Raw genomic sequence first — 18,247 nt, forward strand, 5'->3', positions numbered from 1 at the left:
CATTCTATTTGAATGCCACCACCTTTATTACCTCCCCAATTTTCTGCCGATCATTGAGGAGTTCCAACGAAGGGGCGGTTATGCTCTGTCAGCGTCTATATCGCACACAATTAACGATCCTGAACGCCGTCATTTTAGTGAGGAGGTTGAAACACTTGGAATAGAATTTATCGATGGTAATAATGAAGCGACGCGACAAACAGAACTCAGAAGCAGAAAGTTTGATGTGGTTATTGTTGGTATCCCCGGTATGCTGGAGAAAGTGGTGAGTGACAATACAGTGGCGGTGATGGTTTATCATGGCATTGGATTGAAGGAGAGTTACTACAGGGACAATTCACCAAGGATCAATATCAGAGCCGTTGAGAGCCAGGAGAGGTACGATGAATTAACCAGAAGGGGAGAGGCAAATCTTGTCCTCACTGGTTACACTAAGAATGATCCTCTGGCTGTGATGAACTCACAAAAAAAAACTGAACTCCTCGACACTCTTAACCTTTCTCCACAACGCCCAACACTTCTTTATGCGCCAACATTCTACCCCTCATCGGTGGAACAGATGTTACCTAAGCTACCAGGGCTGGCTCAGGAGGTGAATGTCATCATCAAGTTGCACGGTTTCAGTTGGAGCCAGCATCGTTACAGGCATCACAGTGAACAGGCCAAACAGATTACCGGGCAAGGGATTTATCTTGTTACCCGGGAAGATTACAATATTGTCCCCTACTATTCGGTTTCGGACGTACTGCTGTCTGATATCTCTTCGACACTCTTTGAATACCTGGCCTTGAACCGGCCCATTATTCAGACGACCTTCTACAAACCACGACTGAAGCACCGAATTCTGAAATCCCGTTTGCGTAAGCGGCTCGATCTGGTGCGGTCCTCGGAAATCGATTTTACCTACCGCCTTGATCACCCACAAGAGTTGGCGGCGATGGTAAGTGAAACACTGAAAAATCCAAACAGCATGTCTGTGGTGAGGCTAAAGGCTGCTGAGCGCTACCTGTACCGTACAGATGGTAAGGCGTCGGCTCGTCTTGTAGATGCAATAATAGAAAAATTGGATGTAGGAGAAAGATGAATATCGGTGTCTACATACCTAACTGGGTGGGAGATGCGGTCATGGCCCTTCCGTTCCTTGCACATTGTCGGGATGCTCACGAAAATGACCATATTGTTGCTATAGCGCGGGAATGGGTTGCCCCTGTAGTGATAAACAGTCCATTCATCAATGATTTGTTCAGAATTGGTTTTGATGAAGATAAAGGGATAGTAGGTGCTAGTAAAATCGGACGTCAGTTGAGACCAAAGGAATTTGATCGCCTCTATCTTCTTTCAAGATCTTGGAGATCTGCATACATAGGCTGGTTCTCCGCTGCTAAAGAAAGAATCGGCTATACCGGTCAGGGGCGCTCACCGCTCTTAACAGAGGTTATTACTTCGCCATCCGAAAAAATGCATCGATCCAAACGATACCTCAACTTATTGAAAGGGTATGATACAACTGCTGAATTGACCGCTTCAATCGTTGTTACTGATAATGAAGTGGCATCTGCAAAAGTCCTTTTTCAATCACTCAACATGGCTTCTCCATTGGCCGTTTTTCCGGGCAGTTTGGCTTCCTCAAGACAACCACCGTTCACGCTGTGGAAAGGAATCATTGAATTTGCCTTGAACGGTGGTGTAGCTGTCATACTCATTGGGGGAAAAAGGGACATTCCTATGGCAACTGAACTAACGGAACATTTTGCAAATGGAGCCTTGCAGTCTGTTTGCGGTAAAATCTCTCTTCGAGAGAGTATTGCACTCATTTCTCAGTGCTGCGGCGTGATAGCGTCCGATTCAGGGTTGGGCCATGTTTCAGTGAATCTTGGAGTGCCAACTGTTTCACTTTTTGGGGCTGGAGATCCTGAAATCACGGCACCATTGGGAAGATGTAATGAAATCATTTTTCAAGGTGTTCACTGCAGCCCTTGTAGAAAGAATCAGTGTCACAATAGTGATGAGCCACTTCTTTGTCTTACTGCTGTGGATCCAGGGAAGGTGTGGGAGGCGTATTCAGTTGTGTCAGGATCAGAAAAAAGTTAACTGTTTCTCAAAGCCCTCGTAGTTTCGTCCCCTTATGAGAGCAATCATTCTTGCAGCCGGCGTTGCCCGACGACTTTATCCTCTCACCTTCGACAAGCCGAAGTGTCTTCTGGAAGTAGCCGGTCAACCGATCATTGATTACCAGATAAAAGCACTAGAGCAAGTTGGGATTTATGAAGCCACAGTTGTGGTCGGATATTACAAGGGTATGATTATAGATTACTTGAAAACCAGTTTCAATGAATTCGAGTTCAACTTTGTCTATAATCCGCATTTTTTCGAAACAAACACCTCCTATTCTCTCCATTTGTGTGAAGATGTGCTCCGTCATGGCGAATGTTTGCTCATGAATGGGGATGTTCTTTATCCAGTTAAGCTGCTTCAGAGGGTCCTCAATGATGAGAGGAATAATGTTCTGGCCGTAGAAGCAAAACAGTGCGGTAAGGAGGAAGTAAAGGTAATTGAAGGTGCCGATCAGCGCATAGTGGCCATTGGGAAGGAGCTGATTGAAGAAAATTCATTGGGTGAATTCATCGGTGTAGCAAAACTTTCCGAGGCATTTAACAGTCAGTTTTCGGATTCACTTTCACAGCTCATTGAGGCGGGAGGCAAGGCCGACTACTTTGAGGCTGCTGTTGATCCGCTTTTAGCTGAAACCGAAGTTCACTATGTTGATGTTTCTGATCTGCCTTGTATAGAAATTGACTTCTTGGAAGATCTTGATAAAGCCGCAGAACTTGCGACTTCAGACTTATTTAAAGATCAACGCTAGAATCTGAAATAGAAACTGAGCCTGCCCTGCCAGTACGGTTCCAGCAAATCCGTTCCGAAAAAAGTGTACTTAATATTTGGTGCAATCTGGAAGTTAGCGGCCGGGCTGTAGGTCATTCCCATCAGGACAAAATGTTCCCGCATATCCGGATGATCTACTGAAGAATCGTAAATATCAATTCGGCCAAAAAGTGTGAGTTGTTCTGTTCTCTTCAGTGAGGCGTAAAGAGCCAGTATCCGTTCTTGATGATTGAGACCGGCGTCTTGCTCGATTTGCAGGTCAAAGCCAGCACGCAGCCGTGAATTGGCATAGCCTACAAATCCACCATACCTATATTTCAGATAGACATTATCTTTCCAGTCACCATAAGGCTCAACAGATCCCAATAATCCAAAGTTATGGCCGGTATTTCGGGAAAGATTCTGTTCCCCTTTACTCACAAGGAGAGACATTCTTTTATAAGCATCATTTTCAGGTTTCTTGAATCCCGAACCGTTGAAAACAGCGGCGTGAAACAGTAAATCAGATCCAACGACTCGCTGAAGTGAAATACCAAGATCAGCCGTGTCATCGAATCCGTGGAGGTTCCCCGGGAATTTTTCTATAAATCGTAGGCCCCATGTCTGCTTTAACGGGCCAAAATAGTTTGTAGGTTGGGAGCCCACCATGAACTCACCAAATCTTGTTTGCCACGACACAAAGGCATATTTCAAAAATACCTCTATTTTCCCATCAATAGATGATTGTGCATCGGTGGTCAAGCGGAATGAAATATTGTCTGTCAACTTCTCTCTTAAATCAAGGTAAGCACGTCCTACCCTGAATGCGGGATTGATGGCTTTTTGGGTTGAACCGTTCAGATCAAAAAAAACTAGAGATGAAATATCAGCTGCCGAGACCGCAGCCGTGTGAAGCAAGAGAACCAGCGGAATGGCCTTATTAAGTTGCTTCATGCAGGTGAATTTAGGGAAAATTGTCAACATCACACCTTTTCGATTAGGAGTGGAAACTCTAAATTATCATTGCCGTAACAATAGAACAATTGAGGTGATGAGGTCACCGTTTCTTTTAGGTTAGAGACAGATGTCTTCAGTAAAAATACAATTAGATGGTAAAGCTGTTGAACTCCCGATCATTGAAGGATCTGAGGGAGAGAAGGCCGTAGATGTTACGCATCTCCGCAAGGAGACAGGCTACATCACTTATGATCCAGGTTATGTTAACACGGGATCTTGCTCCAGCGATATCACATTTATTGATGGTGAGAAGGGAATCCTTCGTTATCGCGGTTTTCCCATAGAACAGCTTGCGGAGAATTCTACCTTCCTTGAGGTCTGCTATCTGCTGATTTACGGAAAACTACCCTCTGAGAGTGAAGCTAATCAGTTTATTGATGCTATTACTCACCACACTATGATCCATGAAGACTTCAAACGATTTTTTGATGGTTACCCCATGAATGCTCATCCCATGGGGGTTCTGGCATCGACAGTGTCGGCACTCTCAACTTTCTATCCACAGGGGGAGAATCACGATCTTAACCTCAATATTATTCGCCTACTGTCCAAGATGAAGACCTTGGCAGCTTTTTCCTACAAGAAATCGACCGGTCAACCGTTCATCTATCCCCGGAATGATTTGACTTTTGAGGAAAACTTCCTCTACATAATGTTTGCAGTACCATCAGAGTCTTATCTGCCAGATCCAGTTCTTGTAGACGCTTTACGTCTATTGTTGATTTTACACGCTGATCATGAACAAAACTGCTCAACTTCTACGGTTAGAATGGTCGGATCCAGTGGTGCCAACCTGTTTATTTCGATCGCTGCCGGAATTGCAGCACTGTCAGGCCGGTTGCATGGCGGGGCGAATCAGAAGGTCATCGAAATGTTACAAATGATACATGATGATGATGGCAATTACAAAAAATATGTTGAGATGGCAAAGGACCGGGATTCTGACTTTAGGCTGTTCGGATTCGGTCACCGGGTTTACAAAAATTTTGATCCGCGGGCAAAGATACTGAAAGCGTCAGCGGACAGAGTTTTGAAAAAACTGGGTGTTGATGATCCACTTTTAGAAATTGCCAAGGAATTGGAAGAGGTGGCGTTGAAAGATGAGTTCTTTCTTGAGAGAAAGTTGTATCCCAATGTGGACTTTTACTCAGGCATCATATACAGGGCCATTGGCGTTCCTACATCAATGTTTACGGTTATGTTTGCACTGGGGCGGCTTCCGGGGTGGATAGCCCAATGGAAAGAGTTAAGAGAAGATCCCAAGTGGAGGATCTACCGGCCCAGACAGATTTACACCGGCGTGACCCTGAGAGATTATAAGGGTGGGAGCTAGAAGCCTCTAAGTTCTACCGATCTAGCCACCCGTTCAATCGCAACCATAAAAGCCGCCGTCCTGAAGGAGACCTCCTTATCTTTGCGGAGTGAGTTTACTTCACTGTAGGCCGACACCATCTTATTCTCCAGTTTGGAGTTCACTTCATCTTCTTCCCATCTGAATTGCTGCAGGTTCTGCACCCACTCGAAATATGACACGGTAACACCGCCGGCATTGGTTAGAATATCCGGGATAACTGGTATCTTTTTCTTAAATAGAATCTCATCACCGGGAGGTGTGGTGGGGCCGTTGGCCGCCTCAATGACAAAACCGCAGTTGAGGCTTTCAGCGTTCATTTTATGAATTACACCCCCTAGGGCCGCCGGGACTAGAAAATCACATTCAGTAGTGAGAAGGTCCTCATTGGAGAGTGTTTTGCCTTGATCGAATCCTTCAATGACTCGATTTTCCTTTACATAGTCTGCCAGCGCAGTGATGTCAAGTCCGCTGGGGTCGTGAAGTCCGCCAGTGACATCACTGACAGCAATCACTTTGCAGCCGGCTTCGTGGAGGAATTTGGCAGTAAAGGAACCGACATTGCCAAATCCCTGGATCACAGCTGTCGCTTCTGAAAGATCCATATCAAACTCCACCGCAGTTTCACGAATGGTGAAAAAGACGCCGCGGCCTGTGGCGGATTCCCTGCCGAGAGAGCCTCCCAGATCGATGGGTTTTCCGGTAACAATCCCCGGGCTGTAGCCGTGATTTTGACTGTATTCATCCATGAACCACGCCATGATCTGGGCGTTGGTGTTAACGTCCGGAGCGGGAATATCCTTGTTTACTCCTATGATGGGGCTGATCCTGCGGAAAAACCGCCGAGACAGCTGTTCTAGTTCCCGTTTGGAAAACTCTCTAGGATCTATAGTAATGCCACCTTTTCCGCCGCCGTAAGGGATATCCACAACGGCGGTCTTGTAGGTCATGAGAGCGGCCAGGGCCCGAACCTCGTCCAAATCAACTTCCTGATGATAGCGGATTCCCCCCTTGAAAGGACCACGGGCATTATTGTGTTGAATACGAAAACCTTTGAAAATTGCCAGCGAGCCGTCGTCTCTCTTGAGCGGGACCTCTACGGCAAGTTCCCGATCGGGCATCATGAGTGAATTTGCAAGGTTTTCTTCCAGTCCCAGTTTATCGGCCGCTCTATCAAACTGATCACAACACGCTTTGAAATTGTTCACCTTCACATCAGACATTCTCTAATCTCCCTATCCTTTTGTTATTGAGTTAATTGAAAAGTAGGTATTTAAAAGGTTATTATCCAGTGAAGAAGTTTATCTAACTGAATTTTCTCTATTAATGCACCTTTTATCAGTGTGACAATCACGTTAATTTTTAGCTCTGGTATGAGTCAAGAGAAAACACCGAAAATCGCTTTTCTTACAGCAGGTGGTATAGCGCCTTGTCTTTCTGCATCTATTGGTGCACTTATGATGGAATATAACCACAAAGTGCAGGATTGTGACATGATAGGCTACCTCCACGGTTACAGAGGCCTGTTGGTTGGTAAGTCAATTGAGATCACTAAAGACGTCCAAGAGAAAGCTGATCTGCTATTGTCCTTCGGGGGTAGCCCGATAGGAAATAGCCGTGTGAAGCTCACGAATGTCGAAGATTGCATCAAACGCGGTTTTGTCAAAGAAGGAGAGGATCCTTTACAGGTCGCGGCTAAGCAGTTAATGGAAGACGGTGTTTCCATTCTTCACACTATTGGCGGCGACGACACCAACATCATGGCGGCGAGTCTTGTTGGTATTTTTCAAGAGATGGGTGCTGAGCTCACTGTGGTGGGTTTACCAAAGACGGTAGACAACGATGTTTATCCTATTGTGCAAACCTTGGGTGCTGCAACGGCTGCGGAACAGGGAGCTGTATTTTTTGAGAACATAGCCAACGAAAACACCACAAGCCGCAGACAGCTCATTATTCATGAAGTAATGGGCCGTCACTGCGGATGGCTAACCGCTGCAACGGCCCGCGCCTACCGTAAACGGTTGAAACAAAAAACATTCCTCCCTGAAATACTTATCTCCAAAAACCGGTGGGATGTGGATGCGGTTTACGTCCCTGAGATAGACATAGATTTTTCAGCCGAGTGTGAACGTTTGATTAATAGAATGGATGAAAAAGATGGGGTCAACATTTTTCTCAGTGAAGGGGCTGGAGTAGAGACAATTGTCAGAGAAAAAGAGGCGAAGGGAGAGATGGTTGACATAGACGCTTTTGGTCATGTGAATCTTGATCTCATCAATCCAGGAATATTGTTTGCAGAGATGTTTGGAGAACGTCTTAAAGCTGACAAGATTCTTGTTCAAAAAAGCGGTTATTTTGCCCGATCCGCCGCACCAAATGAGGAGGATTTAGCGCTGATCAAGAGAAGTGCTTCTATGGCCTCCGAATCAGCACTGAATGGTGACAACGGTGTGGTTGGACTTGACATGGACAGGGACGGGGAATTGAGTCTCATTGACTTCGATCGAATCAAAGGTGGGAAATCTTTTGATGTGACGGCGGATTGGTTTAATGCAATGCTTGCTGACACAGGGCAGGCCTAAGGAAAGAAGGAGTATTAAGTACCATGAATCTTGAACAGTTAGAATCCACGGCAAAAGCTATGGTAGCACCGGGGAGGGGCATTCTTGCGGCGGATGAGAGTACACCAACCATCGGCAAAAGGTTTGATCAGATTAATGCAGAATCAACGGAAGAAAATCGTCTTATTTACCGTGATATGCTCTTCACCACTGAAGGAATGGAGGATTACATTAGCGGTGTCATCATGTTTGATGAGACTCTCCGCCAATCCACTGTTGACAGAGATGTCCCTTTTCCGAAACACCTTTCAGGTCTTGGTGTAATTCCCGGTATCAAGGTGGACAAAGGTGCCAAGGAACTGGCAGGCTTTGAGGGTGAGAAAGTGACTGAAGGATTGGACGGTTTACGGGACCGACTGAAGGAGTACTACGAACTAGGTGCAAGGTTTGCCAAGTGGCGCGCGGTCATTACCATCACTGAAGATGCACCCTCATTTGCCTGCATCGATGCCAATGCTCACGCTCTAGCCCAATATGCGGCACTCTGCCAGGAAGCAGACATTGTTCCCATCGTAGAACCGGAAGTGCTCATGGATGGCGAGCACAACATGGAGGCTAGTTTCGAGGTAACTTCAGAAGTACTTAGTTCTGTTTTTGAGGCGCTTTTTCGTATGGATGTCTATCTGGAGGGAATCATCCTGAAACCAAATATGGTTCTCTCGGGCTATGAATGTTCAGAGCAGGCATCTGTTGACGAGGTGGTGGAGGCCACAGTTTCCTGCTTTCAGCGATTTGTTCCGGCGGCGGTACCGGGAATCTGTTTTCTCTCAGGGGGACAGAGCGATATCCTTGCAACCGAACACCTTAGCGCCATGAATCGTCTCGATGCAGAGAAGCCGTGGAAGCTCAGTTTTTCCTACGGCCGTGCTCTGCAGCAGCCAGCCTTGAAGGCGTGGGGAGGAGACCCGGCCAATATTGAAGGTGCCAAAGCAGCATTTCTCCATCGCGCCAAGTGCAACGGCGCCGCCACCACTGGCGACTATAATCAGGAGATGGAGGCTTCAGCTTAACCTAGCTGATTTAGGAAACTTTCCGGCAGTTAGCAGCCAAAGAATAGATAAAATGAGCCCCGGATAAAATGGCTCAATATCCAAGGGGTATTTACTCTCCTTAAACCAAAAAAGAAACCACGCCAAATTTAGAGCGGTTGAGAATATCATCATTGCCGGAACGGCTGGGATCGGTTTCTTTTGCCAAAAGGTTGTAAGAAAAGGGATAAGAAGCCCTGGTATTACCACGCTCCCGAGAGAATACCACAACTCTATCACTGATGGTAAGAGCCAAGCTAACAGCAGAGAAAAAGCCGCAGTAAAGGGAAGTCCCAGTTTAACCCACGCTACTTCATTCCCTGACCTTTTCAGCCGCCAAAGGATATCCCTTCCAAAGGTTATAGCGCTGATGAAACCGAAAGAGTCGATAGTGGACATGATAGTGGCCAGCAGTCCCGCAAAAAAGAGGCCTTTTATAACGGGCGGAAGGACAGTCAAGCCCAGGGCGGGCAATGCCAAGGCGGCCTCTGATCCTTCAGGTAAAAGTAAGCGGCTGTAGAGCCCAGCTGAGACAGTAAGAAAATCGAATACCACCCAAAACCCAATAGAGACGAGAATTCCTTTTTTTGCAATGACCGGAGATTCAGCCGCCGCGCACCGCTGGTAGAAGCCGGGATCCACGAATGTCCAAAGTGCGATAAAAAACCAGACGAGAATGTACTGTTTCGATTTGCCTCCGTGCCATGTGAGGTGCAATTCAGGTAGACCTTCCCGTAGTGCCTGAAAGCCACCATAATTCTGAAAACAGATGAAGACAAGCAAAGCGAATCCGGTAAACATGAGCCCAAACTGGAGAACATCCGTTCTTACCACCGATCGGAAGCCGCCATTGTAAACATAGATTAGACTAATTCCTGTAGCCAGGAGAAGAGCGGGGAACAGGGAGATATCAAAGAGATAGGTTAGGAGGAGCGCGCAACTTAGGATGTACGGCGCTGGTGTGGTCAATATCGTTATGAGCCCCGCACCAATAAGGCCGGCTGTTTCACCGTAGTATTGGCGGAGTCTGTCGGGTATGGTGGCAAAATGGTCTTCTCTGATTCTTTCCGCCAGAAAAAGGGCAAAGAGGAGTGCAAAGATATAATAGGGCAGTCCTAGAACAACCCAGTTTGAAATACCGTGAAGATAGGTGAATTCCCCCACGCCCAGTATACCACCATACCATGTGGCCACCACTGATGCGGTGAAGGGGATGAGCGTTATCCGCCGGCCGGCCAGAAGGTAGTGTGAATTGCCTGCTTTCTTCCTATTCTTGAAAAGACCCAGCGCCAGCACTGCCGTCCCGTAGAGCAAAATGATAGCGATGTCGATGGGATGTAGGGAAGGATTCAATCGATGTGGCCGATGAAGAGGAAAAGAGTGCCGCCTGACACCTCCAGGGACAACTGTCCGTTCTCCACCTGATTGCTGATGCCGTGACCGCTGGTTTTCAGCTGTTCACTGATGAGAGGGTATATCAAACCATTAGTGGACACAACCGGCTTTTCCGATGCCGCAATGAGAGAGACAGTGGCTCCCGGCTCGCAATCAAAACTCTCATCTCCTGTTACATGATGGATGGTACCGTAATCGGTGACGGCTATCAGTTTCAACCTGTTGCTGTAGTCTGCCAAGGTAGCAAAGTTCGCCATCATGTGATCTTCCCTCATCCCGGAAAGACCAAGGAGTGTGGCAGAAGAGACGTTTTTCCCTACACACCAGTCCAGCACTTTCTCCAGGTCAGTGTTGAGTTGACTGGTCATGGCAATCATTTCACTTTCAGGTGGAATATGAGCTTCATCCATGGAATCCATATCCCCGATGACAACATCTGGGGTTCGGCCCAGGTTCACTGCGGCCGTGGCGGCGCCATCGGCGCAAATCAGTGTGCCGGCGTTATTGAGTATGGATAAGGGATGGTGATGAGAGGGAGGTTCACCATTGGCGAGAACGACAACGGGTTCAAAGAGACTGTTCTCTATTCCTCCCACGGCGTGCCGAGCCATCCCTCGAAAAGTTGTTTCTGATCATCACTGGGTGTTTCAATCTTTTTGATGACAAAGCTATCGTGAGGCGGTCCCGATGCAATCATTGTGATTGTTTGCATTAGCCCTTCCCGGGATATAAGAAGCTCGGCCTTATTGCCTATTGATATGTCTTTGAGGCGATCAGTGAGTGTTTTCGCTGACACTCTTGTACCGTTTACAGCCACAATTTCATCATTCACATTGAGACCGCCTGTATAAGATGGAGTGCCGGCGTAGACTTTGCTTACAATGGGGTTTCTTTCCCCACTCGTCTCAAATCCATAGAAAGAAGTTGAATCTGTCACTCCTTCTCCGTATTTGCGTTCAAGGATACATCCCACTGTTTCAAGTGTTGAATTATAGTCCACTTCTTTGGTTGTATCTACATATTGCCAAACATCATCCAATTTTCGGTCGGCCACATTTTCGCAAATAGTCCTGAATTCCTTTGAGGTAAAGCCTTTAGACGGATCATTTTCGTACCGCCTGTTGAGTTCTTGAAAAACCTGATCCAGAGAATTTTTCCCATTGGTATTGGTATTGATGGCAAGATCAAGTATTAGCCCGGTAACAGCCCCTTTGGAATAGTAAGAGATCATCACATTGTGGGATTCTTCATTGCGTCGGTAATTTTTTATCCAGGTATCGAAACTGGATTCCACGGCGGATTGGACCAGTCTCCCAGGTGCTGTTTCTACACTCCTGATATCCCGACCAACAAACTTGAAATAGCCTTCAACGTCAACTATGCCTGATCTCAATAGCAAGAGATTGTCGTAATAGCTAGTTATCCCTTCTGCGATCCAAAGGTCTGCAGTGTAATTTTCATTGTCGTAATCGAATGGGCCAAGAGCTATGGGGCGAATGCGCTTCACGTTCCATGTGTGAAAATATTCGTGGGCTACCGTGGAGAGAAAACGCTGGTAACGATTATTATTTGAGAAAATCCACCTATCTGCCTGAATGGTGGTGGAGTTGAGGTGTTCAAGACCGCCCCCCAGGCCGTCCAGCATGAGGATGAAGAAAACGTAGCCATCATATGGAAGTTTTCCGAAGATTTCTACAGTAGCATTAACAATTTTATTGAAATCATCTTTCAGCCGATCTTTATCCACATTACCTTGCCCGTAAAGAGCAATTTCGTGAGGTATCCCTTTCACTTTAAAAGTGAGCACATCATGATTACCAATGAGGAAAGGTGAATCAGCCAATACGTCGTAATCAGGAAACGCAAATGTATTTCGCTTACCCTTCACTTTGGGAAGCCCAGTGGAGATTTTCCGCCAACCCCGGAAGGGTGTCACCTTTACTTCTCCATGCTCCTTTTCACGACCGACCACATAAAGGAAAACAGATGTCCCGTTTAAATAACCTCTGGAGTCACTCAGATAACTTGTCCTTACTGACTGATCATAAGCATATATACGATACATGATGCTAAACTCTTTGTAGTAGCCTGTCTTCACCTCCCAGGTGTTTTTGTCTATCTTTTCCACATTCAGTTGTTGTGTTCCAGCATATGCGCGTACCCTGGGGATGTGGCGGGCAAATTCCCGCACCAGGTAAGATCCAGGTGTCCAAACAGGCATTTTCAGCTGAACAGTTTTTTTAGTGTTGCCGGTTACTGTCATTTCCACTTCATAGTAATGAGTGTGAGGTTCAGGCATAGATAGATTGTATTGGATCATGGCATCATTCTTACCCGTTTCGGCCCCTAAAATATTGACTACAGCCGAAAAATAAATTATCCAGGTTTTTGATTTTATTTTACCGCTCACTTTTGATTAAAAGATGTTTGTGAAAATACAAACTGTCAGCCATTTTGATAACAGGTGAATAATTGATTGGCATTTATGATTTACCGACTGAAGGCTGATCAACATTTAGCTAAAGTGTGAAAAGACCTTAAATTGGAAATAGCTTCCGAGAATTTTTTCATCATTGGAAGGAAGCCTTAATGAAATATTATGAACAACCCTAGAACAGAATCTTTCGATCACCCGTTTCGCAGTTGGTTTATCAGGCAGAGTATGAAGAATTCCAAACGGACCATCCGGGTAATGGTACTTTTATCTCTGGTTCTCATTACGGGCTTGAGTGGCAACCTCCTCTTGGTTTTTAAATGGGTGGGAGAATGGGTTTTACCTGATGAGACGGCAGCCTGGGTATTCCCCTCATCTTATGATCGTTTCGCGGAAAACCTGCCCCATTTTGTTTTTGATGAAGATGTGATGAAAATGCTTCCTCAAACCACCGAAGCCCGTGTTACCTGGGAAAAAGTGAGGGATGAGTTTGGTAGTACCGATATGGGTTTTATTGCGTTTGGGTTACCAGGGAAATCGATTTTTGATGAGAAACTGCTCGCGTCTCTGTGGGATGCAAGCCGCGCCCTGGAAGAACTTCCGGAGGTGGATGAAATTATGTCCATATCGACGGCAGATCGAATGGACAGTGACGATGGCTTTCTAGAAATCACCAGTCTTCAGCCATCCAGGAATCTGACTGCAGAGGAGATTCAGGATATTGAGCAATATCTTGACAAACTTTCCAGCATGAAGAAGCGTATGGTGGGGCGTCATGGTGATTATGTAAATATTATTATCAAGCCCAAAACAGATATAGAAAATAATATCTTGCGGGACAACATGGTGGAGATTGCAGAAAGGTATCTGGGCGATTACGAAATCCATTACGGTGGTACACCTTATCTTTTCGGAACTCTCCCGACACTCATTCTGGAAGATGTTTTGATACTGATGATTCTAGGCATCGGGGTTCTGATTACTGTCCTAGCTGTCAACTTTCGCAGCGCAAACGCCGTCAAACTGGTCTGGGGAGTGATTGTCATTTCCCTTGTTTCCATGATGGGTTTCATGGGTTGGATTGTGACTTTGACCGGTTCGGAAAAATTTCATTTCACTATGGTGAACTCTTCTATGCCGATTATTTTGATGACAATCGCCGCAGCAGATGGAGTCCACATTCTGACAAAGTTTCTACGGGAATTGAGGAAGCAAAAGGATGTAGAGAAGGCTGTCTTCACAACCATGGACAATCTCCTGTTACCAGTCTTTCTGACGAGCCTGACCACAATCGTTGCTTTCCTCTCTTTGATCTTTGCACCTATCGAACAGTTCATCGGTTACGGTATCACTATTTCGCTCGGTATTACCTGGGCATGGCTTTTGTCTTCCCTTTTTCTCCCAGCCATGATAATACGTCACGAATGGGACTTGCAGTCTAAGGCGATCACGCATCTGAGTCCCATTGAGAGAATAGTAAATGTGTATGGAAGGCTTGTTATCCGCTATCAGAAGGTAATTCTGGCGCTTGGAAGTGGGATAGTTTTAGTGGCGTCAATTGGGATATTGCTAGTGGAAGTGGAAGTGGATTTTACCAAGTTTTTCAAACCGGGTACTGAAATACGTGATAGTATCGATTTCATGAACCAGGAAATGGCTGGCGTGATGGATATCGATATCAGGTTCGAAGGAGATTTGAAGTCTCCTGATGTTTTAAATAAAGTACAGACCATTCAGGCGTTTGTTGATTCGCATCCGAGTGTACACTCAACATTCTCCATCGTGGATGTTATCAAGCAGATGCACCGCACAGTTATGGATGATGACCGGGCATTTGAGACCATCCCGGAAACGAGGGGGAAGGTGAATAACCTTTTTACGCTTTATTCCATGTCTGGTGATCCAGATGATTTCAGTTCCCTGGTTGATTATGACTATCATACTGGCCTTATGACAGCACTCTTGGGGAGTATTTCCACGACCATGGTTATCGAGTTTGTCAATGATACTGAAAAAGAGATTCAGTTAATCGCCGAGAATGATATCAAGACAACCATAACGGGACTTCTAATCATTCTTCGCGAACTGGTAGACCTAGTTATAAGATCATCCATAATCAGTATATTAGTTTCGATTATTATGATCTTTCTAATTTCCTGGATCTTTTTCAAGAACGGGTTATGGGCGTTGCTATCTGTCACACCCCTTGTGTCAGCGGTTATCTTGAATTTTGGTTTGATGGGTCTGTTCGGTGTAGAACTTTCCCATATCACGGCAATTCTCTCTGCCATCATCATTGGTGTCGGTGTCGATTTTGCCCTCCACTATATTGCGCAGTACCGAAATATTTCAAGAAGCGGTATTTCCTCAGATGAACTCACGCGTGAAGTTGTGGAAGATGTAGGCTATCCTATCATCTTGGACGCTGCATCCAATATGGGGTTTGGCGCTCTGTTGTTTTCGTCTTTTATTCCTGTTCAGTATATAGGTGGGTTACTCATTTTTGCCATGATATCCACATCCATAGGGACATTGACTATATTGGCGGTCATTTCAGAAATGTTAAAATCAAGATTGATGAAAGTTTAGTAGAATGATCGTGAGGGAAATACTTTTGATTCTGCTATTGCTTTCAGTCCTCCAGGGACAATCCGGCTATGATATTGCCAAGATGATGAATGAACGTAAACAGCCCAAAGATATGACCTCCAAGATGACAATGGTTCTGACCAATTCCAAAGGTAAGACACGCACATCTACCATTTTCTCCCAATTGGTTGGCGGAGGAAAGAAGCAGATCCTTTGGTTTCTGGCTCCAGCGGATGATAAGGGAGTAGCTTTTTTGAAAATCGAGCATGATGATATGGATGATGAAATGCGCATGTGGCTTCCGGCTTTCAATAAGATTCGCCGAATCTCATCAAAAAAGAAGGGAGATTCCTTCATGGGCTCCGATCTCAGTTATGAAGATATGACCAGCAGGGAGCTTGAAGAGAATGAATTCGTTCGTCTTGATGATGACGTAGTGGACGGAAAAGAGTGCTATATGTTGGAAGTAATGCCGAAACCTGAAGCCAAGTCTACTTATTCCAAACATACGACCTGGGTTGAGAAAGCAACACTATTGTTGGTGAAAGAAGAATCGTACGACCGAAAAGGATATTTGAAGAAGACCAAGGTTTTTAACACCGGCAAGATGGGGAAGTACAATATTATGACCGGCATTTTTGTTAAGGATGTTCAGAAAGAGCACAGCACGAGAGTGACGTTTGATGAAATCCAGTTGGATACCGGCCTAAGGGAGGGTCTTTTCCATGAGAAGAATCTTAAGCGGATGCCGCGATAGGAACCAAAAGTAATACAAGAAGCACCACCAGTATCTAATAAAAACGATCTTGTGTAATGCCAAGGCTCTATTGTCACCAAAACGCTTATTAAGGATGAGATTTGCGCTGTTTCTGCTTCCTGTTGCCGTATCAGCGCAGCTGAATTATAGTGGTTCCGTTCATCCAGCTGGTATGTTTCGCTCATCGGATGGCTCTCAGATTTCTCTCCCTTTCCGGATGTCGGAACTGAAGCTGGGTTACACGTTAGGTAACTTCGATTTCAAAACTAGCAGTTCCCTAGAATACCGTTGGTCTTCTGGAGAAACTGAATTTGATCTGCGAGAGGCTTATGCTGTCTGGTATCCATCCTTTGGAGAGGTGAGTGTTGGGAAGCAGATCCATGCTTGGGGTGCCGCTGACGGAAATAATCCTACGGACAATCTCAATGCTTACGACTATTACTATTTGTTTCTTCCAGGTACTGACCGAAAGATAGGTTCTATTTCTGCAGCAGCGTCGGTTTATATTGGGGCCTGGCAGATTGAGGCCATCATTATCCCTGAGCATGAGCCCAATCGTTATACATTTGGCGAGGAGGATTTTCCAATCAAACCCCCGTTCGAGCCGCAAGAATACATCAAAGTAGATGAGCCGCTGGAGTACGGTGTTCGTGTTCAGACGACGGTGGGAGAGAGCGATTTCTCTGTTTCTTATTTCGAAGGTCACGACAGGGGATTTAGCCTCATGGGGATGAACTATCTCCAACTCCAATCCGTTAATATGGTATTGCCGTTACCTCAGTTTGGCTACAGGTCGACGTCTGTTCTTGGGGGTGACTTTGTCACTTTCTTCGGCGATTTGACTCTCCGGGGCGAGATGGGTTATTTCATGACTGAAAATGAGGATTACGACTGTTGTGCCGCACTGTTAGCGATGCAAGCGGAATATCAGCAATACGTTCTCCAAGGTGAAGTGACAGGACCTTTCGACATCCAGTTTTCAGGCCAGCTCATAGGCAGTACGGTGTTGAAGGTTGAAGGACTAACTTTTAATCAACCTGACACATCCAGAACTGAACTGACGAAAGACAGTTTTGTACCGGGAATGGGAACCCCTTTCGCCATGTTCGCCGAACAGGGTATTATGCTCTCCGCAACGGGTAACCTGATGGATAACAGCCTTGAGCTTAGAGCTACCACCTTTGTGAACCTTGAGGAGGCGGGGCTGATGGGTGGGTTTGGAGTAGCCTATTCACCTCTTGAGAACTGGGAAGTTGAGCTTGGCTTAACTCAGTTTTTTGGTGATGAGGCAGATCCGACCAACCCTTTTACGCAACTGGAAGATTTTTCTCATATCTCCGCAGGCTTTAAGTTCAGTTTCTAACTGAAACACTTTACCTTAGTTTTTATAATCATGCTCAGATTGACCAGTTGCCTTTTCATTACTCTTTCCACACTGCAACCGCAAGTGACGGGGCTCGAGATCATGCAAAAGGTAGACGCACAGCCCGATCCACGAGATGTTGTTTCTAAAACAGTGTTGACACTGACCAAAATAATGGGGGTGAAGGAGCGCCACCGAAGCCGCGAGATCACAAGATATCAAAAGTACTTTTCAGAGGGAATCTTCCTATCCAAGTCCCTCATCCGCTTCACAAAGCCGGCCGATGTGAAAGGTACAAGTCTCCTTATGTGGGAATATCGTGGAAACAACAAGGATAGTGATCAGTGGCTCTACCTGCCGGCACTGAAGAAAACAAAACGGATTATTTCCAATCAGAGGAATCAGAGCTTCATGGGATCTGATTTTACTTACCAGGATATGGAGGGACGGGATATTGATGATGACACCTATACGATCCTCGAGGAGGATGAACTTTTCGGTTCAACATGTTTCAAGGTCGAGGCCATACCATTGAAAAAGAGAACATACTCACGGCGGATTATCTGGGTAGAAAAAGAACGGAGTATCTTTCGAAAAGTGGAATTCTTTGATAGAAAAGATCAACTCCTGAAAGTGATGACTATTCCTGAAGTCAGAAAAGATGGGGATTACTGGACGATTCTGAAGATGGTGATGGAGAATATCCAAAAGCCGCACAGAACCATACTGGAAGTTTCCGATGTTCAGTACGACACCGGTATTGAAGACAGCTTTTTCACTGAGCGGTTTCTTAAGCGCGACAGGTGATCATCTATAAAAATATAAGTAGT

At 45.7% G+C, this 18,247-nt stretch carries 15 protein-coding genes; 10 read left to right on the plus strand and 5 right to left on the minus strand.

Features of this window, described 5'->3' with window-relative positions:
• The 3 genes from EYO21_04445 to EYO21_04455 form a co-directional block, all read left to right on the plus strand.
• The coding region (locus tag EYO21_04445) for a hypothetical protein (protein HIB03059.1) at positions 1-1,084 on the plus strand (1,084 nt) is incomplete at its 5' end.
• Complete coding sequence (waaF, locus tag EYO21_04450) at positions 1,081-2,091, plus strand: lipopolysaccharide heptosyltransferase II (GenBank protein ID HIB03060.1); 1,011 nt, start codon at positions 1,081-1,083, stop codon at positions 2,089-2,091. The genes EYO21_04445 and waaF, both read left to right, overlap by 4 nt.
• Before the next feature lie 34 nt (positions 2,092-2,125).
• Positions 2,126-2,863 (plus strand): phosphocholine cytidylyltransferase family protein, encoded by a 738-nt coding sequence (locus tag EYO21_04455; protein HIB03061.1) that lies wholly within the window; start codon positions 2,126-2,128, stop codon positions 2,861-2,863.
• On the opposite strand, the gene EYO21_04460 is transcribed toward EYO21_04455, so the two are convergent.
• Positions 2,860-3,816 carry a hypothetical protein gene (locus tag EYO21_04460; GenBank protein HIB03062.1) on the minus strand — a complete coding sequence of 319 codons (957 nt, stop codon included), beginning with the start codon at positions 3,814-3,816 and terminating at the stop codon, positions 2,860-2,862. The genes EYO21_04455 and EYO21_04460 overlap by 4 nt on opposite strands.
• Before the next feature lie 130 nt (positions 3,817-3,946).
• Here EYO21_04460 and EYO21_04465 point away from each other — a divergent pair, with 130 nt between their 5' ends.
• Positions 3,947-5,212 (plus strand): citrate synthase, encoded by a 1,266-nt coding sequence (locus EYO21_04465; protein ID HIB03063.1) that lies wholly within the window; start codon positions 3,947-3,949, stop codon positions 5,210-5,212.
• Here the strand turns inward: EYO21_04465 and EYO21_04470 are convergent.
• Positions 5,209-6,453 (minus strand): glutamate dehydrogenase, encoded by a 1,245-nt coding sequence (locus tag EYO21_04470; GenBank protein ID HIB03064.1) that lies wholly within the window; start codon positions 6,451-6,453, stop codon positions 5,209-5,211. The two genes, EYO21_04465 and EYO21_04470, sit on opposite strands and share 4 nt — an antisense overlap.
• 150 nt (positions 6,454-6,603) lie before the next feature.
• Here EYO21_04470 and EYO21_04475 point away from each other — a divergent pair, with 150 nt between their 5' ends.
• Both EYO21_04475 and EYO21_04480 read left to right on the plus strand, forming a co-directional pair.
• Positions 6,604-7,812 carry a pyrophosphate--fructose-6-phosphate 1-phosphotransferase gene (locus tag EYO21_04475; protein ID HIB03065.1) on the plus strand — a complete coding sequence of 403 codons (1,209 nt, stop codon included), beginning with the start codon at positions 6,604-6,606 and terminating at the stop codon, positions 7,810-7,812.
• 23 nt (positions 7,813-7,835) lie between these two features.
• Positions 7,836-8,861 carry a fructose-bisphosphate aldolase class I gene (locus EYO21_04480; GenBank protein HIB03066.1) on the plus strand — a complete coding sequence of 342 codons (1,026 nt, stop codon included), beginning with the start codon at positions 7,836-7,838 and terminating at the stop codon, positions 8,859-8,861.
• Here the strand turns inward: EYO21_04480 and EYO21_04485 are convergent.
• From EYO21_04485 to EYO21_04495, 3 genes are read right to left on the minus strand one after another with little or no spacing between them, the layout of a single operon-like run.
• The gene (locus EYO21_04485) at positions 8,853-10,232 is read right to left on the minus strand and encodes a sodium:solute symporter family protein (GenBank protein ID HIB03067.1); all 1,380 of its coding nucleotides are present in this window, start codon (positions 10,230-10,232) and stop codon (positions 8,853-8,855) included. The genes EYO21_04480 and EYO21_04485 overlap by 9 nt on opposite strands.
• Positions 10,229-10,885, minus strand: a complete 657-nt coding sequence (locus tag EYO21_04490) for a thiamine diphosphokinase (protein ID HIB03068.1) — start codon at positions 10,883-10,885, stop codon at positions 10,229-10,231. Before EYO21_04490 ends, EYO21_04485 begins: the two co-directional genes overlap by 4 nt.
• Entirely contained in the window at positions 10,858-12,684 is a 1,827-nt protein-coding gene (locus tag EYO21_04495; GenBank protein ID HIB03069.1) for a M61 family peptidase, read from the minus strand. The genes EYO21_04490 and EYO21_04495 overlap by 28 nt, the downstream gene beginning before the upstream one ends.
• A gap of 189 nt (positions 12,685-12,873) precedes the next feature.
• On the opposite strand from EYO21_04495, the gene EYO21_04500 reads away from it, so the two are divergent.
• From EYO21_04500 to EYO21_04515, 4 genes are all read left to right on the plus strand, one after another.
• Complete coding sequence (locus tag EYO21_04500) at positions 12,874-15,297, plus strand: hypothetical protein (GenBank protein HIB03070.1); 2,424 nt, start codon at positions 12,874-12,876, stop codon at positions 15,295-15,297.
• Positions 15,298-15,301: 4 nt separating this feature from the next.
• The gene (locus EYO21_04505; GenBank protein ID HIB03071.1) at positions 15,302-16,054 is read left to right on the plus strand and encodes an outer membrane lipoprotein-sorting protein; all 753 of its coding nucleotides are present in this window, start codon (positions 15,302-15,304) and stop codon (positions 16,052-16,054) included.
• Between the two features lie 94 nt (positions 16,055-16,148).
• The gene (locus EYO21_04510) at positions 16,149-17,417 is read left to right on the plus strand and encodes a hypothetical protein (protein ID HIB03072.1); all 1,269 of its coding nucleotides are present in this window, start codon (positions 16,149-16,151) and stop codon (positions 17,415-17,417) included.
• Between the two features lie 30 nt (positions 17,418-17,447).
• On the plus strand, positions 17,448-18,224 hold the full coding sequence (locus tag EYO21_04515) for an outer membrane lipoprotein-sorting protein (protein ID HIB03073.1): 777 nt from the start codon (positions 17,448-17,450) through the stop codon (positions 18,222-18,224).
• Positions 18,225-18,247 lie beyond the last annotated feature (23 nt).

The organism is Candidatus Neomarinimicrobiota bacterium (assembly GCA_012964825.1).
Taxonomy (GTDB): Bacteria; Fidelibacterota; Marinisomatia; order Marinisomatales; family S15-B10; genus UBA2125.